The following is a 16,917-nucleotide window of genomic DNA, read 5'->3' on the forward strand; positions in this document are numbered from 1 at the left end:
CTATCCTTTGCGACAATCAACAATCAGTATATCGGCCAGCGAAAAATTCGCGGTCCGATATTCAGCGAAAAAACAAAACGATTACAGCTACTTACTGCGCATGGCTATGAATGAAATCGCGCAGGCGCGGGTAGATTTCATTGTCCCAGCGGCGACCGTTGAAAACGCCATAGTGCCCTACCCCGGTCTGCACATGGTGCGATTTCATGTACGGCCGGATGCCGCTGCACATGTCCTGCGCCGCCACCGTCTGTCCCACGGCACAGATGTCGTCCTTCTCTCCTTCCACCGTGAACAGGGCGGTGCGGCGGATCGCCGCCGGTTCTATGGTACGCCCTAATGCCTGCATTTCGCCCAACGGCAGGGCATGGTCCTGGAATACGCTTTGTACGGTCTCCAGATAAAACTCAGCAGCCAGGTCGGACATGGCGAAATACTCTGCATAGAAAGTCTTGATGGCATCGGCTTTTTCATCCTCCCCTTCGATCAGGTAGTTATACAGGTTCTGGAAGGCCTTCATGTGGCGCTCCAGGTTCATGTTCATGAATGCCGTCAGCTGCAGGAAGCCGGGGTAGACCTGGCGCTGGCTGCCGGCGTAGCGGCCGGGAACGGTGCTCACCAGGTTTTTCTCGAACCAGGTGATCGGTTTGCTTTTCGCCAACTCGTTGACCGCAGTCGGATTGATGCGGGTGTCGATCGGGCCGGCCATCAGGGTCATGCTGGCGGGCTGCATCGGATGGCGCTCGGCCGCCATCAGCGAGACCGCCACCAGCGCCGCCACAGTCGGCTGGCAGACCGCCACCAGGTGCGTGCCGGGGCCGATTTTTTCGATGAAACGGATCAGGTGGGCGACGTATTCGTCGAAGCCGAAACGGCCGTCGTCGAGAGCGACATCGCGCGCATTGTGCCAGTCGGTGATGTAGACGTCGTGATCGCGCAGCAGGGTGGTCACTGTGCCGCGCAGCAACGTGGCGAAATGTCCCGACATCGGCGCCACCAGCAATATCCGCGGTTGTGGAGTCTTGATTTCCTTACGGAAACGCAACAAGGTACAGAACGGTGTCTGGTCGGCGACCTCTTCATGCACCGAAACTGTGCAGCCGCCGTCTTCCACACTGTTTATCCCGAATGCTGGGCGCTGATGCGTCAAGCGGGTGCACGAAAACACTTCGCAGGCCGCCGCCAGCTTGCGCAGCGCCAGGCTTTCGGGCCAGCCCGGCCATCTGGCGCCGAACATTGTTGCGGTAGCGCCAGCCAAGATGCGCATGGGATCGCTGAGGTCCGCATAGCCCTGATATGCCTGGTAAATTTTCGTCATGGGACTACCCTATTATTGGAATGCCGGCATTCCCTTCGAGTGCAATAACCATGCCCAAACTCTGGCACGGGCCTTGCTCGGTATTCAACAAACACCAGCAAACGGTTTGCCAATCTTATCCCTGTCGACCCGCTACGGAAGAATATTGCCATGCCTAAGACTACCTTGAGCATCACCAGCAAGAACTATTCGTCATGGTCCCTGCGCGGCTGGCTGCTGACGCGATTTTCCGGCCTGGAATTCCAGGAAAACATTATCTCGCCGGACGATCCCGACGCGCGCGCGGAAATCCTGCTGCTGTCGTCGTCGATCCTGGTGCCTTGCCTGTATCACGGCAATATCGTGGTGTGGGATACGCTGGCGATCGGCGAATACCTGCACGAGATCCGCCCCAAGGCCGGCTTGCTGCCGGCCGACCGCGCAGCCCGCGCCCATTGCCGTTCCATCTGCGGCGAAATGCATTCCGGCTTCAGCGCCCTGCGCTCGGCCCTGCCGATGAACATCAAGGCGCGCTTTCCGGACTTCAAGGTGTGGTCGCGCGCCGAGGCCGACATCAAGCGCATCACCACCATCTGGAAGCAATGCCTGGCGACCTACGGCGGCCCCTTCCTGTTCGGCGAGCGCTCGATGGCCGACGCCATGTATGCGCCGGTAGCGACCCGCTTCCTTACCTACGACGTCAAGCTCGATTCCGTCTGCAGCGCCTACTGCAAGCGCATCATCGCCATGCCTGAAATGCAGGAATGGATCAAGGCGGCCAAGCTGGAACCGGAAGATATCAATGAACTGGATGTGGAATTCTGACCTGGCCTGCAAAGAAGGCAATGAAAGGAGTGTCCGATGGATAGCGCAGCGAGCTCGACCAATCTGTTTTCCCACGTTAGCGAAGGCGACACCGCATTTGAATCCGGCGGCCTGCGCGACTTTTTCCTGTACCGCGATCTCGGTATCGCCGCCGCCACCGGCGGCAAGGTGGTGGCGCACCTGGTGAAGGCCAACATGGCGCCGGAAGTCGGCACCGGCTGGCACCGCCACGAAGCGGATTTCCATATCGTCTACATGCTCAAGGGCTGGGCCCGCTTCATGTACGAAGACCAGGAAACCCTGGTCAAGGCCGGCGACTGCGTGCACCAGCGCCCCGGCATCGTGCATTTTTTATTCGACTACTCGGAAGACATGGAGTATCTTGAAATCGTTAGCCCGGCCGCATTCACTTCAGTCGACATGCCCGGACCCTGCGCCGTTCCGGCGCCCAAGCCGTGGGTATGAGAGTCGCATGGATGCACTTTGAGGCAGCGGGCTAGCCAGCAGTTCGCAGTCGCTCTCACATAAAACAAGACGGAGGCCGACACCAGAAAGACGCAAAATTTGCTAAGAGTTGACGCTGCATTGTTGCAAATAAAGCCTGTTCAAGATACGAAGTAGCATGTTAATCTTTGGACAAGTTAATGCTTAATTTGCAACAACGCGTCAACCAATAGCGTGCTACAGGCACGCTTCTTGATAGCTACTTGATAGTTCCCGATCAAACCACAGCAAAGCAAGATCATGGCAAATTTCTTCGATGAGATGTACTCCGATGGCAGCTCGTTGGTGCGTCCGCACTACAACGAGTTTTCCAATTGGCTCAATGCCCAGACCGCCGAAACCATCGCGCGCAAACGCGCCGAAGCCGATCTGATCTTCCGCCGCGTCGGCATCACCTTCGCCGTCTACGGCAACGATGCCGGCACTGAACGCCTGATCCCCTTCGACATCATTCCGCGCATCATCCACGCGCAGGAATGGGCGACCCTGGAAGCCGGCCTGATCCAGCGCGTCAAGGCGCTCAACATGTTCATCCACGATATCTATCACGATCAGAATATCGTCAAGGCGGGGGTGATTCCAGCCGAACAGATCTTCCGCAACGCCCAATACCGTCCCGAAATGCAAGGCATCTCGGTGGCCTCTGACATCTACGCCCACATCGCCGGGGTCGACATCGTGCGCGCCGGCGAGGGCGAGTTCTACGTGCTGGAAGATAATCTGCGGGTGCCGTCGGGCGTTTCCTACATGCTGGAAAACCGCAAGATGATGATGCGGCTGTTCCCCGAGCTGTTCCTGCGCCACAAGATCGCGCCGGTCGACCATTATCCCGACATGCTGCTGGATAACCTGCGTTCGGTGGCGCCGGTCGGCGTCACCGATCCGACCGTGGTGGTGATGACGCCTGGCATGTACAACTCGGCCTATTTCGAACATGCGTTCCTGGCCCAGCAGATGGGCGTGGAGCTGGTCGAAGGACAAGACCTGTTCGTCAACGACAACCACGTCTACATGCGCACCACGCGCGGTCCCAAGCGGGTCGACGTGATCTACCGCCGCATCGACGACGACTACCTCGATCCGCTCGCCTTCCGGCCCGATTCCTCGCTCGGCGTGCCCGGGTTGCTGTCGGTGTACCGCGCCGGCAACGTCACCCTCGCGAACGCCATCGGCACCGGCGTCGCCGACGACAAGTCGGTGTATCCGTTCGTACCGGACATGGTCAAATTCTATTTGTCCGAGAAGCCGATCCTCAACAATGTGCCGACCTTCCAGTGCCGCAAGAAAGAAGACTTGCAGTACACGCTCGACAATCTCAAGGATCTGGTCGTCAAGGAAGTGCATGGCGCCGGCGGCTACGGCATGCTGGTGGGCCCTGCCTCGACCAAGCAGGAAATCGAAGACTTCCGCCAGCGCGTGATCGCCAAGCCGGATGGTTATATCTCCCAGCCGACGCTGGCGCTGTCGGCCTGCCCGACCTATGTCGAAGCCGGCATCGCGCCGCGCCACCTCGACCTGCGGCCGTTTGTCTTGTCCGGCAAGAATGTCTCCCTGGTGCGCGGCGGCCTGACCCGCGTCGCCCTCAAGGAAGGCTCGCTGGTGGTCAACTCGTCTCAAGGCGGCGGCACCAAAGACACCTGGATTCTGGAGAAATAACATGCTGAGCCGTACCGCTGACCATTTGTTCTGGATGTCCCGCTATACCGAGCGGGCCGAAAACACCGCGCGCATGCTGGATGTGCACGTGCAGACCGGGCTGCTGCCGCAGTCAGTCGAGGATGTCGAAAAAGGCTGGCGCGCCGTGCTCGGCATTTCCGAGCTGACCCACGCCTACGACAAGAAATACAATGTGCTGACGCAAAAGGACGTGATCGATTTCATGGTGCGCGATCCCAGCAATTCGTCTTCGATCGCCTCCTGCCTGAAGCAGGCGCGCGAGAATGCGCGCGCCGTGCGCGGCGCGCTGACCACGGAAGCCTGGGAAATCCAGAATGCGACCTGGATCAAGATGCAGGGTTATCTGCAGACTAATGCGCTGGAACAGAACCCGGCTGAATTTTTCGAGTGGGTCAAGCATCGTTCGCATCTGTCGCGCGGCGTCACCATCGGCACCATGCTGAAGGACGAAGCCTTCCACTTCATCCGCCTCGGGACTTTCCTGGAGCGCGCCGACAATACCGCCCGCATCATCGACGTCAAATTCCACGGCGCCAAGGAAAGCAGCTACATGAAAGGCCAGAACGGCCAGCAGCAAAGCCAGCAAGTTCGCCAGCAGCAAAGTCAGGACCAGGACGCCATCGCCGCCGATCCGCAAATCGATTTCTACTACTGGGCGGCGATCCTGCGCTCGGTCTCGGGTTTCGAGATCTACCGCAAGGTCTATCGCGACGTCATCACGCCGGCGCGCGTGGCCGACCTGCTGATCTTGCGGCCGGACATGCCGCGCTCGCTGTTGTCCTGCATGGAGCAGGTAGTGAGCAATCTCAAACATGTGCACAACGATATCTCCTCCGACACTGAACGCTTCGCCGGCAAGCTGCACGCCGACCTCAAATTCAGCAACCTGGATGAAATCCTCGACGCCGGCTTGCACGATTACCTGACGCGCTTCTTCGACCGCATCTTCGAGCTTGGCAATCGCATCAGCCGCGATTTCCTGGTGCCTCTCAATACCTGATGGCCGATTGTTCAACCTGATGCTACTCACCATCCGCCATGAAACCGTCTACCACTACACCGCAGCCCTGACTTACACGATTCAGCAGCTGCGGCTGTGGCCGCGCGCGGAAGCGCAGCAACGCACGCTGGCATGGCATATCAGCAGTTCCGGCAGCCGCCATCCGTTCACCGATGCCTTCGGCAACCTGAGCCACATGCTGACCGTCACCAAGCCGCACCACGAGGTGCGCATCATCGCTGAAGGCACGGTGGCGGTGACGCCTTTGCAGCAAGGCCGGCTGCCGCAGGCGGGAGAGTTTTCGCCACTGGTGTTTACCGTGCCGACGCCGCTGACCCAGCCGACCGCCGCCGTCATGGATTTCGCCTATCGCCATCTGCAGGCGGGCGCCGACAGCAGCCAGCTGCTCGACCTGGCGCAAGCCATCTGCAGCGCAGTGGCCTACCAGAGCGGCTCCACCGCCGTCACCAGCAGCGCCGACGACGCCCTGGCGCTGGGCCAGGGGGTGTGCCAGGATCATGCCCACCTGTTCCTGGCTTGCTGCCACACGCTGGGGATTTCCGCGCGCTATGTCTCCGGCTATATCGATCCCGGCAACACCAGCCATGCCGAAAGCCATGCCTGGGTCGACGTCTGGGTAGAGGAAGGCGCATTCGCCGGCTGGATCAGCATCGACGTCACCCACGCCTGCTTCGCCAGCGATAATTATTGCCGATTAGCAATAGGGCGCGACTACGAATCGGCGGCGCCGGTGCGCGGCGTACGGCGCGGCGGTGGCGAAGAAACCATGAGCGTGCAAGTGAATGTTTCCGCGCTGCCATCACAACAATGAGACTACCCACTGCGACGCCACAATTTATTGTACATTCAACCATAAAACAGGCGCTACTCCGGGAAACGGCGGTCGCTTCCTGTAGAATCTCCACTTTGTATTTTTCTTTGACATCATGACTTACTGCGTCGCTCTGCGCCTGGACTCCGGTCTGGTTTTCCTCTCCGACTCCCGCACCAATGCCGGGGTGGACCACGTCGCCACCGCGCGCAAGATGAGCGTGTTCGAGAACCCGGGCGAGCGCCTGATGGTGTTCATGACTGCCGGCAACCTCTCGATTTCGCAATCGATCAAGCAAGTCATCGGCGAATACGTGAACGCCGCCGGCAAGACGATCTGGACCGTGGCCACCATGTACGAAGCGGCGCAGATCGTCGGCGAAGCGGTACGCGTGGTGTACGACCGCGAAGCCTTGAAGCTGGAAAAATTCGGCATCGATTTCAATGTCGGCATCATCTTCGGCGGCCAGATCAAAGGCGAAGGCTGCCGTTTGTTCCAGGTCTACGCCGCCGGCAATTTCATCGAGTCGCTGAATGAGAACACCTATTTCCAGATCGGCGAAGCGAAATACGGCAAGCCTATCCTGGACCGCGTGGTGACCCCGGCCTCGACGCTGGACCAGGCGGCCAAATGCGCGCTGATCTCGATGGATTCCACCATGCGTTCCAACATCTCGGTCGGCCTGCCGCTGGACTTGCTGCTGTATGGCACCGACACGCTGGCGGTGACCCGTTTCGTCACCATCGACGAAAAGAACCAGTACTTCCAGATGATCCACGAGAACTGGGGCAAGCAACTGACCGCGGTGTTCAATGGCCTCGCCGATCCGGTCTGGAACGCCAATCCCGATACCGTGCCGAACGTGGTGTTGGCAAAGGGTTCGCAGAATGAACCGCTGGTGTTGGCGCCGCCCGTGGCCAATCCCAACCCTGCCCAACCGATACCGCTGCAAACCCTGGCGCAAGGGCCTGACGGTAACGAACAGCCTTAACAGCTGTCGCGGCGCAACGCATCCATGACTTCACACAGCGGTCTGATCCGTCTCGTCACCAGCGCCGATCTTGCGCGCTGCTACGAAATCGAATCGACATCCTACGAAGGCGACGAAGCCGCCACCAAAGAAAAGATCGCCACCCGCATCGCCACCTGGCCGCAAGGTTTCATTGTCTGTGAAATCGATGGCGCGGTGGCCGGCTTCATCAACGGCGGCGCGGCCTTCAAGGTCGAGATGGCGGACGAGGCATTCAAGGAACTGATCGGGCATGACCCGGACGGGCCGCACGTAGTGATCATGTCGGTGGTGGTGCATCCGGACTTCCAGGGGCGCGGCATTGCCAGGCAACTGATGCAGGAATTCATCGCCCGCATGCGCGCCCTGCGCAAATCCAGCATCCACCTGATGTGCAAAGAGCGCCATGTGGCGCTCTATGAAAGCATGGGCTTCAGCTACCTCAAGGCTTCCGACTCAGACCATGGCGGCATGGCCTGGCATGAAATGGCGATGCAACTGCAATAGCACCATCAGTCACTCACTCAGAAGCAGTGTTCCGGCGCCGGAAACGACTTATCCTTGACCGCCCGCACATACGCCAGCACGGCAGCGTCGATGCTGGTCTGGCCTTGCATGAAGTCTTTCACGAAACGCGCCTTGTGCCCAGGGAAAACCCCCATCAGGTCGTGCATTACCAGCACCTGGCCGGAACAATCCGGGCCGGCGCCGATGCCGATGGTCGGGATCGTCAGTAGTTCGCTGACTTCCTTGCCCAGCGCCGCAGGAATCGCTTCCAGCACCAGCAGGCTGGCGCCGGCTTCCTGCAGGGCCAGGGCGTCGGCTTTCAACTGCTCGGCGGCGGCGCTGGTCTTGCCCTGTACTTTATAGCCGCCCATCTGATGCACCGATTGCGGCGTCAGCCCCAAGTGGCCACATACCGGGATCGCCCGTTCGACCAGGAAACGCACGGTTGGCGCCAGCCAGGCGCCGCCTTCGATCTTGACCATCTGCGCGCCCGCCTGGATCACCGGCACGGCGTTGGCGAATGCGCTTTCCGGCGTCGCGTAGGCGCCGAACGGCAGGTCCGCCAGCACCAGTGCAGTGCGGTTGCCGCGCGCCACGCTGGCGGTGTGATAGGCGATCTCCTGCACCGTCACCGGCAAGGTCGAGCTGTGGCCCTGGCACACCATGCCGAGCGAATCGCCGATCAGCAAGGTCTCGACGCCGCAGCGGTCCATCAAGGCCGCAAAGCTGGCGTCGTAGCAGGTCAGCATGGTGATCTTCTCACCCTTGTCGCGCAATGCCTGCAGGGCCGGAATCGTCACCGGCTTGCTGCGCGCCGCTGTTGCGCCGCTGTCTTGTACGCTGTCTTGTACGCTGTCTTGTGAATAAGCTGCCATTGTCATTCTCCACGATTGAAAAATTCACGCTTGCCGCGCATGCTGTCGATACGCGCCAAGAGTAAGCTGAAATCGGCATCGCTGCCGGCCAGGTCCAGGTGTTCGTTGTTGACGATCAGCAGCGGCGCGTCGTCGTAGTGATGAAAGAAGCGGCTGTAGCTTTCGCACAGGCGCGCCAGGTAGTCCTGGGTGATGGCGCTTTCCATCTCGATGCCGCGCTTCTTGATGCGTTCTATCAGGGTTTCCGGCTCGGCCTGCAGGTAAATCACCAGGTCCGGCGTGGCCGCCTGCGGCCGCAGATGATCATACATCTGCTGGTACAGCTTGAGCTCTTCGTCGGCCAGGGTCAGGCTGGCGAAAATGGCATCCTTGGCCAGCAGGAAATCGGCCACCAGATGACCGCGGCCATCAAACAAATCGTTCTGCGAAGTCTCGCGCAACTGGTTGATGCGCTGGAACAGGAAAAACATCTGGGTCGACAACGCATAACGGGGAGCATCCCGATAAAATTTTTCCAGGAAAGGATTGGCCTGCGGCTGCTCCAGCAGAACGCGCGCGCCCAGATGCGCTGCAATCTTGTTGGTCAGCGTGGTCTTGCCGGCGCCGATAGGACCTTCTACTACAATGTATTTGTAATTATCTAGATTCATGTTCAACCGTGAATGCCGCGTGTGCAAAGACAATAGTGTGCCAGAAGCTGCCGCATCCAACACTTAGCCAGGGAAAGCACGCGGTCTATAGTTTGCGGATACGCTGGTCCGCCACCAGCGGGGCGAACTGATGCGCCGCGCCGTGCTGGGGAATGACGATGAAAGGATCGAGCTGCAATAGCGGGATCAGGACAAAAGCGCGTTGCGTCATGCGTGGATGCGGCACCGTCAGCACTTCGTCCTGGATGCTGGACTGGCCGTATAGCAGCAGGTCGAGATCGAGCGTACGGGGCGCGTTCGGATAGGGCCGCTGGCGACCGAAATCCTGCTCGATCTGCTGCAAGCCACGCAGCAGGTCATGGGCGCCGAGGCGGGTTTCGAGACGCGCAACGGCATTGACGTAATCGTCGCCGCCGGCGTCCAGCGGCGCCGTGCCAAACAAACTGGACTGGCTACCCAGGCTGGTGTGCGGCAGCTTACCGAGTTGCAAGATGGCGCGTTGCACCTGCCCGGCGGCGTCGCCCAGGTTGGCGCCGATGCCGATGTAGGCGGTGACCAGAGGGCCAGCCGCCGCAGACGTGGCAGTCGAGGCCATGGAACTATGCGCCTTGCCCATCGTCGCTACGGCCGCCCGGGTTGACCGGCTTGGCGCCGCTGCGGGAACCGCGCCGGCGCGGACGTTTCTTGGCCGGCGCAGCTTCGGCCGGCCCTTTCGGCTTTTGCGCCATCAATGCTTCGCGCTCGTCGCCGTCGCCTTCCATGAAGGCGGTCCACCATTCGCCGATTTCGCCGTCGATTTCGCCGGAGGCGCAACGCAGCAGCAGGAAATCGTAACCGGCGCGCAGGCGCAGGTGTTCCAGCATCTTGTATGGAGCCTTGCCGGTGCGCCGCTCAAAGCGCGGTTGCATGGCCCAGATATCGCGCATGTCGGAGGCGATCTTGCGCTGCAGGGCCAGCTTGTCGGTCTGCGCTTCCAGCACATCGTCGGCCGCCAGGTGTAGCGCCGGGATCGGGAATTCGCCGGCGGCCTTGTAGGCGCTCCATTTTTCCAACACCTGATGCCACAGCAGCGAGGCAAACAGGAAACCAGGGGAAACCGGCTTGCCTTGCTGTACGCGGACATCGGTATTGGCCAGCGCCAACGTCACGAACTTCTCGCCCAGCGGCTGCTCCAGCACCACGTCCAGCAGCGGCAGCAAACCGTGATGCAAGCCTTCCTTGCGCAATTGCTGCAGGCAGGCCAGCGCGTGGCCGCTCATCAGCAGTTTCAGCATTTCATCGAACACCCGTGCCGCCGGCACGTTGTCGATCAGCGCCGCCATCACCGGAATCGGCGCGCGGGTGGCAGGATCGATGGTGAATTTCAGCTTGGCGGCGAAGCGGACGATGCGCAGCATGCGCACCGGATCTTCGCGGTAGCGCGCTTCCGGCTCGCCGATGATGCGCAGGGTCTTGGCGCGGATGTCGGCGATGCCGCCGTGGTAATCCAGCACGCTTTCGGTGGCCGGATCGTAGTACATCGCGTTGATGGTGAAATCGCGCCGCACCGCATCCTCATGCTGCTCGCCGAAAGTATTGTCGCGCAGCACGCGGCCATGCTCGTCTTTCGGCGAACCGTCGGAAGAAGCGCCGCGGAAAGTGGTCACTTCGATCAGCTCCTGGCCGAACATCACGTGCACGATCTGGAAGCGTTTGCCGATGATGAAGGCGCGCCGGAACAGGCGTTTGACCTGTTCCGGCGTGGCGTTGGTGGCGACGTCGAAATCCTTCGGCTTGACCCCCAGCAGCAGATCACGCACAGCGCCGCCGACGATGAACGCCTTGTAGCCGTTATCCTGCAGCGTCTTGGTGACCCTGACTGCGTTGGGCGACACCAGTTGCGGATTGATGCCGTGCTCTTTCGGGCCGAGTATCAACGGTTGGGTGGGATCTTTCTTCTTTTTCCCAAGGATGGAGCGAATCAGCTTCTTGATCATTGCGCGTCGAATAAATTCAGGATGGGCCAGCCGTGCTCACTTGCGTGGGCTTTCAACAGGGCGTTGGGATTGGTGGCGACCGGGTCGGTCACCAGCTTCATCAAGGGCAGGTCGTTGTGCGAATCGCTATAGAAATAACTGCGCGGGAAACTAGCCAGCGTCATGTCCATGGTCGCCAGCCAAGCGTGGGTATGGATCACTTTGCCGGGACCGTAGGTCGGCGTATCCGCCAGGCGGCCGGTGATCTCGCCGTCGTCCGTGGTTTCCGGGTCCGAAGCGATCAGGAAATCGACGCCCAGCGCTTTGGCGATCGGTTCGGTGACGAAGCTGTTGGTGGCGGTGACGATTGCCACCAGGTCGCCGGCGTCCAGGTGCTTTTGCAATAGCGCGCGGGCCGCCGGGGTGATGGTCGGCAGGATCACTTCCTGCATGAACTGCTGGTGCCAGGCGTCGAGCTGCTTGCGCGGGAACTTGGATAAGGTGCCGAAGGCGAATTCCAGGTACTTGACCGGATCCAGCGTACCGGCCTGGTACTGGGCAAACCACTCGGCGTTGCTTTTTTCAAAAGCGTCAGGATCGACTGCGCCGATACGCGCCAGGAACTGCCCCCATTCATAGTCGGAGTCGACGGGCAGCAGCGTATGGTCAAGGTCGAATAGGGCCAGGTTCATAGTGTGTGTTTATCTTCGGATTCGAGTTGCAACAAGCTGCGCAGCAAAGGCAGCGTAATGGGACGTTGCGTCTCCAGCGAAAAGCGGTCCAGTTCGTTCAGCATGGCTGTCAGGGACCGCATATCGCGCCGGAAATGCGTAATGAGGTAGGGTAACACGCCGCTCGACAAGTGCAGGCCGCGGACTTGCGCGGCGTGCGTCAGGGCAGCGATTTTTTCTTCGTCGCTGAGGCCGTGCAGCTGGTAGATCAGGCCCCAGCCCAGGCGGGTGCGGAAATCTTCCCGCACGCTCAGCTCGGACGGCGGCAGCTGGCCGCTGGTGACCAGCCAGCCGCCATGCTCGCGGATCTGGTTGAACAGGGCGAAGGCTTCGATCTGGTCGCCGGCCGACAGCTTGTCGCAATCGTCGATCAGGTAGCCGGGCACATCCGGCGAAAAGTTGAAGACGTCGCCGTTGTACTGGCTGCCGCGGATCAGGCGCGCGCCGGTGCTGCTGGCGAGGGCGCGCAGCACATGGCTTTTGCCGGCGCCGGCGCCGCCCCACAGGTAGACAAAACGGTCGCCCGGCGCGGTGAGGTATGCCGCGCTAGGCGCGACCAGACGCTGCAAGAACTGTAAAGCTTCTTGGTTTTGCCCGACCACGAAAGTGGCCAAGGTCTGCGGTTCTTCCGCAGTGATGTCCAGCGTTAACTGCCTCATGCTAATTTCTTCATTGTTACCTAAGGTGGTTCGACAAACCTGCAGTACGATTTTTCGAGCCCGCTTTATTTGATTACTTAGTTTTGATAAAAACTGCTATCGAGATAATGGGCTTTGACGTGCTTGACCACCACCGACATCACCGCTGAACACGGCAGCGCCAGCAGGATGCCGACAAAGCCGAACAGCTGGCCGAAGGCCATCAGGGCAAAAATCACTACCAGCGGATGCAAGCCTATGCGTTCGCCTACCAGGCGCGGCGTCAGGATGAAACTCTCCAGCACCTGGCCGATGCCGTACACGATGGCGACGGCGATCAAGCCATGCAGGCCGTCGAATTGCAGCATTGCCGCAATCAGCGCCAGCGCCAGTCCGAGACCGAAGCCGACATAGGGAATAAATACCAGCAAACCGGTAATAATGCCAACCGGCAATGCCACATCAAAACCGGCAATCGCCAGTCCGGTCGAATAATAAATCGCCAGAACCAACATTACCAGCAATTGCCCGCGCAAATATTGCGCCAGCAGGCTGTCGACCTCTTGCGTCATGGCGGCGGTCTTGCCTTGCCAGCGGCGCGGCACCAGCTTGCCGACCCGGTCGACGATGGAATGCCAGTCTTGCAACAGATAAAACAACACTACCGGCACCAGCAGGATCGTGGCCAGCCAGCCCAGCACCGCGGTACCGCCGACCTTCACCGAGGCCAGCACCGAAGTCCAGATTTCATCGCCGCTGGTGGACAGCTGCTTGGTCAGCATCTCCTTGATGCCGGTGCCGTCCAGCCGCACATTGATGCCGAAGTCCTGCAGATGCGGGCCGATCACGCCGTCCAGCTTGGTGAGGAAGGTCGGAATCTGGTTTTGCAATAATGGCAACTCCTTGCGCAGTACCGGGATCACGATCAGGATCACCGCCAGGATGGCGAACACCAGCAGCAGGATCACGATCAGCACCGCCAGCGCGCGCGGGAAGGGAAACTTGCCGATACGCCGGCGCGACAGCCAGTCCACGCCCGGATTCAGGGCGTAGGCGAGAATGGCGGAGGCGATGAAAGGGGTCAGGATAGGCCCCAGAGCCACCATCAGCGCCACCAGCAGCAGCGCAATTCCCAGCCACAACGCAGTTTGTTTTTGTTCGTCTGTAAAAGAAAATGGCATGGAATCGAGAGTTTGGTGGATCGGTTTGATAAAATACCGCTTTTACCGCGCATTTCATCGCATATACAGCGATGTATATATAATAGATGCGAGATGCGCGGCCGAATTTCTCTATTTTACCGCCTCTGCCGCCAATCACATCATGACTTCCACTTCAAACGTTTCCAACGTGCCACTCTCTTACCGTGACGCCGGTGTCGATATCGACGCTGGCGACGCCCTGGTAGAGGCCATCAAGCCTTTCGCCAAGCGCACCATGCGGGAGGGGGTGATGGGCGGCATCGGCGGTTTCGGCGCCCTGTTCGAAATCAGCAAGAAATTCAAGGAACCGGTGCTGGTATCCGGCACCGACGGCGTCGGCACCAAGCTGAAGCTGGCTTTCCACCTGAAACGCCACGACACGGTCGGCATCGACCTGGTGGCGATGAGCGTCAACGATATCCTGGTGCAAGGCGCCGAGCCGCTGTTCTTCCTCGACTATTTCGCCTGTGGCAAGCTGGACGTACCTAGCGCCACCGACGTCATCAAGGGTATCGCCAAGGGTTGCGAACTGGCGGGCTGCGCTCTGATCGGCGGCGAGACCGCTGAAATGCCAAGCATGTATCCGGACGGCGAATACGACCTGGCGGGCTTTGCCGTCGGCGCCGTGGAAAAATCCAAGCTGATCGACGGCACCAAGATCATCCCGGGCGACGTCGTGCTGGGCCTGGCGTCATCGGGCGCGCATTCCAACGGCTACTCGCTGGTGCGCAAGATCATCGAAGTCGCCAAGCCAGACCTGGACGGCGACTTCCACGGCCGCAAGCTGGCCGACGTGCTGATGGAACCTACCCGCATCTACGTCAAGCCCCTGCTGGCCTTGATGGAAGCGATGGAAGTTAAAGGCATGGTGCACATCACCGGTGGCGGCCTGGTGGAAAACATCCCACGCGTACTGCAAGACAATTTGACCGCTGTCCTGCGCAGCGATGCCTGGACCATGCCGCCGCTGTTCACCTGGCTGCAGCAGCACGGCCAGGTAGCCGACGCTGAAATGCACCGGGTGTTCAACTGCGGCATCGGCATGACCGTGATCGTCTCCAAGGAAAACGCTGCGGCCGCAGTAGCCCAACTGACAGCAGCCGGCGAAACCGTCAACGTCATCGGTGAAATCCGCGCCCGCGCCGAAGGCGAAGCGCAAACCATCGTCATCTAAGCGCTCATCCGCTGAGGCAATAAAAAAGACGGCCTAGGTCGTAATGCCGTTCACTTAAGCTCCGAACGGCATTCTTTAGGTGGACCAATGCGGTCATTCCGTCATCCCCGCGAACGCGGGGATCCATGTTGCAGAGCATGGTGATTAAAAATGGATTCCCGCGTTCGCGGGAATGACGCGACAAGCGCTATTCCCAGTATCCTTAACTGAACGGCATTACGGCCTAGGCCGTCTTTTTTCATTTCCGCTAAACCGGAACGTTTCAATCTTCGTAGCGCTTGAGGCTGGCTTCCATGCCCTTGGCCAGATCCGCCATGCAGCTGACGGTCACCTCCAGGTCGCGCAGCAAGCCGTCCCGCACGCTATACACCCAGCTATGGATGGTCAGCGGCTGGCCGCGCTCCCAGGCATCCTGGACGATCGTGGTGCGGCAGATATTGGCGACCTGCTCCATCGAGTTGAGCTCGCACAGGCGGTCGTGGCGCAAGCTTTCCGGCAAAGCTTCGCCGAGGTAGCGCTCATGCTTCTGATGTACGTCCTCGACATGGCGCAGCCAGTTGTCGGCCAGGCCGACGCGGCGCTTGGTCAGCGCCGCATGGACGCCGGAGCAGCCGTAATGGCCGACCACGAACACATGCTTGACCTTCAGCACGTCAACCGCGAACTGCAGCACAGACAGGCAGTTCAAATCGCTATGCACCACCACGTTGGCGATATTGCGATGGACGAACAGCTCACCCGGCAACAAGCCCAGCAATTCATTTGCCGGCACCCTGCTGTCGGAACATCCAATCCAGAAATACTCGGGCGCCTGCTGCGAGGCCAGCGTCTTGAAAAACTCCGGATCGCGGGCGGTGATTGCCGCCGCCCACTCACGGTTTCTCTGGAAAAGATCTTCTCGAGTCAGGGATTGCTTGTTGTTTGCTGTCATCGTTTTCTATTCAATAAAGTTCCATCTGCGTGGTATTTTGACAATACCGGCACGACATCCTGGGCCTTATTTTATAGAAAACTGGCTTTCCCCATCGGCTTTTATCCAATACCCATTATGCGGATGGAGGCGCCCTAGTGTCATGTCATGCCTATCTGTCGGGATATCGCGCCGGCCTTGGCCCGTAGCGCTAGGCGTACCGAGGAGACATAGCGGGGCTATGGCGACGAGGTGCAACGACGCGATACGGGTCAAGGACAAGCGAGATGCCGACAGATAGGCATGACACGACACTAAGCCGGCTGGCCCAGCAACAACGGCTTCAGGCGACTGTCGGCCGGCTTGTCGCCGAGCCAGATTTTCAGCAAGGCGTTATAGAAAACCTGGTCGGGCAGCGTTTCCGATACCGGCTTGCCGTTGAAATGGATTTGCGTGCCGACGCCGGGGATCCAGTCGGTGGTCAGCACATCGCCTTTTTTCAGTTCAGGAATCGAGGCGAACAGTTCGCCGAATTTCAACAGCTGGTTGATGATCTTGGCCTTGTCCGCCTTGTCCACATTGTTCTGGATGCCGGTCATGAAGGCGCGGCTGAAATCCTCGCTGCTGACGTCTCGCAACATGACCAGTTCGATGCGGCGCGCGCCGCTGGCGGCCATCACCTCCGGCACCGTGGTTTTTTTCTCAGCCAGATACAGCGCCGCCGTGTAGACCTTGAAAATCACCTTGTAGCGTATGCCGGCGCCGTTCAGTTTCAGGTCCTGGTTGCCGACCTTGGCGCTTTCGTCGATCTTGACGCCGGCCAGATCCAGCGCAAATGCCGCCTGCGCCAGCATCAGCCCGGACAGTACGCAAGCGCAAGCCGTTGCACGCTTTAATTGAGCAACTATCATCGTGTCTCCTCCTATGGTTTGTTTGTATATGGAGTTTGTATTGATCGAAAATAAAAGAACGATCGTTTTATTATTACCCTATACAGAATAGAGAGCGGCGCGAAATTATGCAATAAGGAATTTGTTAATGCGGACTCTACATGGCGCGGCGCCTGCCGCTGCGCCCATAAAAAAACGCCAGCCTTGCGGGCTGGCGGTTTTGCGGGAATCAAAGCCTGAA

At 59.7% G+C, this 16,917-nt stretch carries 18 protein-coding genes; 8 read left to right on the top strand and 10 right to left on the bottom strand.

Features of this window, described 5'->3' with window-relative positions; genetic code table 11:
- Positions 1-91: 91 nt before the first annotated feature.
- Positions 92-1,318, bottom strand: coding sequence for a polyhydroxyalkanoate depolymerase (locus tag CPter91_RS21955; protein WP_061944196.1), 1,227 nt, complete (start codon positions 1,316-1,318; stop codon positions 92-94).
- Between the two features lie 150 nt (positions 1,319-1,468).
- On the opposite strand from CPter91_RS21955, the gene CPter91_RS21960 reads away from it, so the two are divergent.
- The 7 genes from CPter91_RS21960 to CPter91_RS21990 all read left to right on the top strand — a co-directional run bounded on the left by CPter91_RS21960 (position 1,469) and on the right by CPter91_RS21990 (position 7,651).
- Positions 1,469-2,122, top strand: coding sequence for a glutathione S-transferase family protein (locus tag CPter91_RS21960; RefSeq protein WP_061944199.1), 654 nt, complete (start codon positions 1,469-1,471; stop codon positions 2,120-2,122).
- A gap of 36 nt (positions 2,123-2,158) precedes the next feature.
- Positions 2,159-2,587, top strand: coding sequence for a cupin domain-containing protein (locus CPter91_RS21965; RefSeq protein WP_061944202.1), 429 nt, complete (start codon positions 2,159-2,161; stop codon positions 2,585-2,587).
- A 279-nt stretch (positions 2,588-2,866) separates the two neighbouring features.
- Complete coding sequence (locus CPter91_RS21970; RefSeq protein WP_061944205.1) at positions 2,867-4,282, top strand: circularly permuted type 2 ATP-grasp protein; 1,416 nt, start codon at positions 2,867-2,869, stop codon at positions 4,280-4,282.
- 1 nt (position 4,283) lies between these two features.
- Positions 4,284-5,303, top strand: a complete 1,020-nt coding sequence (locus tag CPter91_RS21975; protein WP_061944206.1) for an alpha-E domain-containing protein — start codon at positions 4,284-4,286, stop codon at positions 5,301-5,303.
- A 19-nt stretch (positions 5,304-5,322) separates the two neighbouring features.
- Positions 5,323-6,135, top strand: a complete 813-nt coding sequence (locus tag CPter91_RS21980) for a transglutaminase family protein (protein ID WP_061946517.1) — start codon at positions 5,323-5,325, stop codon at positions 6,133-6,135.
- A 115-nt stretch (positions 6,136-6,250) separates the two neighbouring features.
- Positions 6,251-7,126: a proteasome-type protease gene (locus CPter91_RS21985; RefSeq protein ID WP_061944208.1), complete on the top strand. Its 876-nt coding sequence runs from the start codon at positions 6,251-6,253 to the stop codon at positions 7,124-7,126.
- A 24-nt stretch (positions 7,127-7,150) separates the two neighbouring features.
- On the top strand, positions 7,151-7,651 hold the full coding sequence (locus CPter91_RS21990) for a GNAT family N-acetyltransferase (RefSeq protein ID WP_061944211.1): 501 nt from the start codon (positions 7,151-7,153) through the stop codon (positions 7,649-7,651).
- A gap of 17 nt (positions 7,652-7,668) precedes the next feature.
- On the opposite strand, the gene panB is transcribed toward CPter91_RS21990, so the two are convergent.
- The 7 genes from panB to CPter91_RS22025 form a co-directional block, all read right to left on the bottom strand.
- Positions 7,669-8,526 carry a 3-methyl-2-oxobutanoate hydroxymethyltransferase gene (gene panB / locus CPter91_RS21995; RefSeq protein WP_061944214.1) on the bottom strand — a complete coding sequence of 286 codons (858 nt, stop codon included), beginning with the start codon at positions 8,524-8,526 and terminating at the stop codon, positions 7,669-7,671.
- Positions 8,527-8,528: 2 nt separating this feature from the next.
- On the bottom strand, positions 8,529-9,176 hold the full coding sequence (locus CPter91_RS22000) for a deoxynucleoside kinase (RefSeq protein WP_061946519.1): 648 nt from the start codon (positions 9,174-9,176) through the stop codon (positions 8,529-8,531).
- An 85-nt stretch (positions 9,177-9,261) separates the two neighbouring features.
- On the bottom strand, positions 9,262-9,771 hold the full coding sequence (gene folK, locus CPter91_RS22005) for a 2-amino-4-hydroxy-6-hydroxymethyldihydropteridine diphosphokinase (RefSeq protein ID WP_061946521.1): 510 nt from the start codon (positions 9,769-9,771) through the stop codon (positions 9,262-9,264).
- 4 nt (positions 9,772-9,775) lie between these two features.
- Complete coding sequence (pcnB, locus tag CPter91_RS22010; RefSeq protein WP_061944217.1) at positions 9,776-11,152, bottom strand: polynucleotide adenylyltransferase PcnB; 1,377 nt, start codon at positions 11,150-11,152, stop codon at positions 9,776-9,778.
- Positions 11,149-11,823, bottom strand: coding sequence for a histidinol-phosphatase (locus CPter91_RS22015; RefSeq protein ID WP_061944220.1), 675 nt, complete (start codon positions 11,821-11,823; stop codon positions 11,149-11,151). Before CPter91_RS22015 ends, pcnB begins: the two co-directional genes overlap by 4 nt.
- Positions 11,820-12,521, bottom strand: a complete 702-nt coding sequence (gene hda, locus CPter91_RS22020) for a DnaA regulatory inactivator Hda (protein WP_061944223.1) — start codon at positions 12,519-12,521, stop codon at positions 11,820-11,822. Before hda ends, CPter91_RS22015 begins: the two co-directional genes overlap by 4 nt.
- Positions 12,522-12,598: 77 nt before the next feature.
- Positions 12,599-13,681 (bottom strand): AI-2E family transporter, encoded by a 1,083-nt coding sequence (locus tag CPter91_RS22025; protein WP_061944226.1) that lies wholly within the window; start codon positions 13,679-13,681, stop codon positions 12,599-12,601.
- Positions 13,682-13,823: 142 nt separating this feature from the next.
- Between CPter91_RS22025 and purM the strand changes: the two genes are divergently transcribed.
- Positions 13,824-14,876 carry a phosphoribosylformylglycinamidine cyclo-ligase gene (purM, locus tag CPter91_RS22030; RefSeq protein ID WP_061944229.1) on the top strand — a complete coding sequence of 351 codons (1,053 nt, stop codon included), beginning with the start codon at positions 13,824-13,826 and terminating at the stop codon, positions 14,874-14,876.
- Between the two features lie 262 nt (positions 14,877-15,138).
- Here purM and can read toward each other — a convergent pair whose 3' ends face one another.
- Together can and CPter91_RS22040 are read right to left on the bottom strand one after the other, a co-directional pair.
- The gene (gene can / locus CPter91_RS22035; RefSeq protein ID WP_061944232.1) at positions 15,139-15,807 is read right to left on the bottom strand and encodes a carbonate dehydratase; all 669 of its coding nucleotides are present in this window, start codon (positions 15,805-15,807) and stop codon (positions 15,139-15,141) included.
- Positions 15,808-16,100: 293 nt separating this feature from the next.
- Positions 16,101-16,697 carry a chalcone isomerase family protein gene (locus tag CPter91_RS22040; RefSeq protein WP_061944235.1) on the bottom strand — a complete coding sequence of 199 codons (597 nt, stop codon included), beginning with the start codon at positions 16,695-16,697 and terminating at the stop codon, positions 16,101-16,103.
- Positions 16,698-16,917: the final 220 nt, after the last annotated feature.

The sequence above is a fragment of the Collimonas pratensis genome (assembly GCF_001584185.1).
GTDB lineage: Bacteria > Pseudomonadota > Gammaproteobacteria > Burkholderiales > Burkholderiaceae_D > Collimonas > Collimonas pratensis.